Source organism: Albidovulum sp., from assembly GCF_049646345.1.
GTDB lineage: Bacteria > Pseudomonadota > Alphaproteobacteria > Rhodobacterales > Rhodobacteraceae > Albidovulum.
Genome location: NZ_JBARVQ010000221.1, coordinates 1 through 4,465, shown reverse-complemented (window position 1 = coordinate 4,465; position 4,465 = coordinate 1). Strand labels below are relative to the sequence as shown.

Sequence of the window (4,465 nt, the reverse complement as noted above, 5' to 3'; positions counted from 1 at the left end):
CCCATGCCGACGATCTGCACGGATTCAGCCGCCCAGATGTTCGCAAGGGCCACACCCAATTCAACCGTCGCGGCGGTGTTGAGGTCAATGGCTTCCTTCAGGTTGTTTGTCGTCTCGATCTGTTGCGCGACCCCGTCGAGGCGGCCGAGACTGTCCGAGGCCCCTTGCGCAGCTTCCTGCGCCGCGACCGACAGAAACGCACTCGTATTGGCCGAGGTGCCGATACGGGCCGCCGAAGGGTCGGTGCTTGAGGTCAGCGCCGATACATCGGCGCTGGTCAGACCTGCCGATTTGAAAAGATCATCCACGAAGGTTCCGGCAGGCGTCGATCCGACTTTGCCCGAGCTTGTGACCGAGCCCCAGTTGCCCGATTGCGCGCTTGTGAGCGAGGTTGTCAGATCGCCCCAGGTCGGAATGACGCCCTTGAGCCATGTCTTCGGGTCGATATTGAGCTGGGCAAGCGACAGCCCCTTGGTCAGCGCATCGTATTGCGCCTGAAGCGTCTGGACCTGCTGGATCAGCTTCAGCGTCTGATCGTCAAGTTTCACGTTCTGCAGGATCTGTTCCTTCAACTGTGCCTGCGCCTCGGTCAGCATCTGCACGAGCTGGGCGAGGTTCTTGACGTCCGTGGTCGGAACGCCCTGGGCGTGGGAAGCACCGGCACCGAGACCGAGGACAAGGGCGGCGGAAATAAGAAGCTGTTTCATGGATTGAACCTCACCTGAAGGAATGTTTGATCTTGTGCATAGGCTTGCAGAAGAAGCGCGTAACGCGCGTGTTCGACCTGGGCGCGGGCGGCTTTCAGACGCTGCACCATCCATGCGATACGGGCCGCTTCCACGCGGGCATAAGCATTGAGATCCATCGCCTCCTTGGCCGAGGCCGTGGCCGGAACCCGGGTCGCGATTTCCCGAAGCCGCGTCAGCGATTGCGTGATCTGCGTCGAGGCATGAACCCCGTAATGCAGGCCCGCATCCGCCTGGTTGCTCGCCTCGGCAATCACCATATCGCGCGGATCAAACGTGCCCTCGGTATCGACGCCAGAGACCCGGGCCGCATAGCGGTTGTAGTAGCCGGTGATCTTTACGACGTAGTCCTGTGTCTCCTGATAGGGCGGAATGCCACCGTATTTCTGCACCGCACCCGGCCCGGCATTGTAGGCGGCAAGCGCCAGCGGCATTGAGCCGAACTTGGAAAGTTGTTGCAGCAGATACCGCGCGCCACCGTCGAGTTGCAGATAGGGATCGTCGTAATAGGCAGGATAAATGCCGAGCCCCTGGGCGGTGCCGGGGATGATCTGCGTCAGCCCGTAGGCGGCTTTCGGCGAGCGCGCACCGATGGAGAAATTGCTTTCCTGCTTTACCAGCGCCTGGAACCAGCAGCGGAACTCCATCGGGTTGATGCCCGCCTTTGCAAGGGCAGGGTGGCCGCCATACTTCTGGGCCGTGGCAATGATCATCTGTTCGATGGTCACGCGCGCATCGCCGAACAGCCGGTCGGCGTAAGGGTTGTTGTCGTCGATCGCGTAGACATTCGTCGCCTGCGCGCTTGCCAATGTCTCGATTGACCCTGTGGCGGCGCTCGCGCCTGTCACCGTTGAAAGCACGGAGTCGATGGCGTCGAGCTGGTCTTGACGGATCGTCGTAATATTGGCGCGCTTCGCATTCTCCGCTTGCTCGGCCGCCGTCAGCGCCTTTTTCTCACCCAGAACCGCCGCGCCTTTAGCGATGCCTTTCGCATCGACGACCGGCACGCCCTGTGCCAGCGCGGCCGAGGCGGCTGAGGTCAAAGCGAGGGCCAGTGCGGTCTTGCGCATCAGCACGATCCCCCCGAATATCCGCGCGTAACCTGCGGCGCTTTCGACCAGCAGTTCGTGCGCAATGAGGGGGTTTCGCAGGCCGCAAGAAAGGCCAGCGACAAAAGTCCGATAAGCTTAGTTATGTAATATATTGATTTCATTGGGTTATTCCTGATCGGTGGTTTTCCAGAACTGCGGACGGCTCTCGTAATCCGCGCCGAAGGCCCTCTGACCGGCCTTGCCGCCGCCAAGAACCGTCAGCATCGGTCCGAGGGGCCCCAGATCGACATCGAGAAGCGTTCCGCCACGAGGGTTCCGCCAGAGCGCCATGCGCCGGGCGGGATTGCCCGTCAGCACGAATTCAAGTTCGTTTTCCGTGAGCGACAGGTGATCGTAATCGGCCTCTTCGGCCGCCGGGTTCGCAAAGATGAGCTGGTTCGGCAGGCCCTCGAAGATGGCGCGTGCGCGGCTTTCCAGGATCTGGCTTGGGAACTGCGTCATCATCACCACGACGACATTCTGCTTGCGCGCCGTCACGAGCCAGTTCTTCAGCCGCGTCGCGAAATACTGATCGTCAAGCACCTTCCAGGCCTCGTCGATCACCAGAAGCGTCGGACGCTTTTCCTCCATCAGCATTTCGATGCGGCGGAAGAGATAAGAGAGGATCGCGGTGCGTTCGGTCGAAAGGTCGAGAAGTTCGGTCAGATCGAGTGCTGTCACATCATGGGTGGAGAAATCGACAACCGGACGATCCGCCGGGCCGAAGACCCAGCCGTAACGGCTGCCCGGCCCCCATTCGGCGAGCTTGAGCGCCAGCGCACGGTCATCGTTCACGTCACCGATCAGCGAGACGAACTCGCGGAAATTGCGCAGTTCTTCCGGGGCCGTCGCGTTCTGGGCGACCGCGCGCTGCAAAGCCGTGGCCTGGATAGGCGTCAGCCCCTGCCCGCTTCGTTCGAGAAGAGCCGTCAGCCAGTCCATGAGGAACGCCTGTCCCCGGTCGCCGGTTTCAGTCAGCAAGGGATTGAGCCCTGTCCCCTGCCCCGCGCGGATTGGCGCGTAACGACCCCCGAGCGCATCGACGGCCATCTTCAGGCCCTGATCCTTGTCGAAGACGATGATGCGGGCCTTTGCGCGCATGGCTTGCGCCAGAAGAAACCCGACTGTGCTTGTCTTGCCGCCGCCGGAGGGGCCAAGCACGAGCGAATGCCCGACGGTCGGTTCGTCTTGCGGATTGCCCGGTTCATGGAATGAGAACCGATGGACAGAGCCCTGTGCGGTCTGGAAGACGGTGATCGGCGTCGCCCAGGGCAGTTTGTCGGACGTAAGCCCCTCATCGGCCATATGGAGCGCGGCAAGATCGGCGAAGTTGTTCGTGGAAACCGTCGCCTTGCGGCAGCGATAGTCCATATTGCCGGGATGCATGGCGAAGAAACTCGCCTCGGTCGCATGGCGGTCGCGTTCGAGCCGGACATCGCTTTGCAGGGCGAGGCCCCGAAGCCGCGATACTTCGGCATCGAGCGCCTTCTGGCTCTCGGCAAAGACCGTGATCGTGAGCTGGTGTTCGCCAAACCCGAGACGTCCGCTTTTAAGGTCATCGACGGCCTCTATGAGCTGACCTTCGATTGTGCCCGCGAGTTCCGACGCCGCATGCATCTGGGCGAGCCGGTTCAGCCCGCGTTCAGTGATCACCGTGCGGTCGATCGGGGTGAAGGCATGCGTAACGATGAGGTTGGCCGCGCAATCGAGCCCGTCAAGCATGCCCGGCAGCGTCGATTGTGAGAGTTTCGAGACGTAGAGCACGGCGGCATAGCGCCCTGCCCCCGGCCCGTCGATGATGCGGATCGTGCCCCGGTCGAATTCCAGACCCGAGACCGCGGCATCCTCGCTGATGAGGCTGAGCGCGCCGCGCGGCTCCGGCGCCAGCACGCCGTTGGTGAGCGCGGCATAAAAGCCGATGAGTGAACCGTCCGAGATCAGGAGATCGCGCACCGGACGTCCGATGGCGGATTTGAGAATGCCGGTCACTTCGCGGAGGTTGGCAAGACGGGTTTCTGTGTCTTCGCGGAAGAGCCGTTTGGCAGCTTTGGCAAAGAATGGCACCCGCAAGCCCGTCTCGGCGGTGCGCACCACCGTCACCACCGTCACGAATTCCAGCAGGTGTTCGCCGGACAGATGTGCGCGCCATGCACGATCGACATCGGCGGCAAACGACGACCCGAGGATCTTCTTTGTACCGAGTGTCGCAGGTCGCGTCAGGCGATGGATATAGAAGCTGAAGCGCTCATCGAGCCCGGAAAGCAGCCGGGCGATCTGGTCGCGCAAGACCACGATCCGGCGCGGATCGCCGGTAAGCCCGTCGATGCCGGTCACTTCGAAAGACGCCATGAGGGCGTTTTCGCGGGTGCGGACCACGTCATCGGCCACTTCCATCGTATAGGGCAGATGGGTGTAGAGTTGCGGATCGGCCGGACGCGCGCGTTTAGCGCGGTCGGACAGAATGCTGTCGAGAGACGCGCTCTGGTCAAACATACCGCCCGGCCTTTCCGAACCGCAGCAGGCTCATCGGCGTGTGCCGCAGCCGGACGGTCATGACATTGTGGATATTGGGATTGATCGCGGTGACGATCCGCGCCGCCATGTACCAAAGCGGCGCGGTCAGGAGCC

The 4,465-nt window shown here is 62.2% G+C and carries 3 protein-coding genes; all 3 read right to left on the bottom strand.

The genetic code is table 11. From position 1 onward, the window contains the following. On the bottom strand, positions 1–707 hold a 707-nt coding region (locus tag WBB85_RS05370), incomplete at its 3' end, for a type IV secretion system protein (RefSeq protein WP_432637599.1). Beyond that, positions 704–1,816: a lytic transglycosylase domain-containing protein gene (locus tag WBB85_RS05365; protein ID WP_432637598.1), complete on the bottom strand. Its 1,113-nt coding sequence runs from the start codon at positions 1,814–1,816 to the stop codon at positions 704–706. The genes WBB85_RS05370 and WBB85_RS05365, both read right to left, overlap by 4 nt. Positions 1,817–1,963: 147 nt before the next feature. After that, positions 1,964–4,330, bottom strand: a complete 2,367-nt coding sequence (locus tag WBB85_RS05360) for a type IV secretion system protein B4 (RefSeq protein ID WP_432637597.1) — start codon at positions 4,328–4,330, stop codon at positions 1,964–1,966. Positions 4,331–4,465 lie beyond the last annotated feature (135 nt).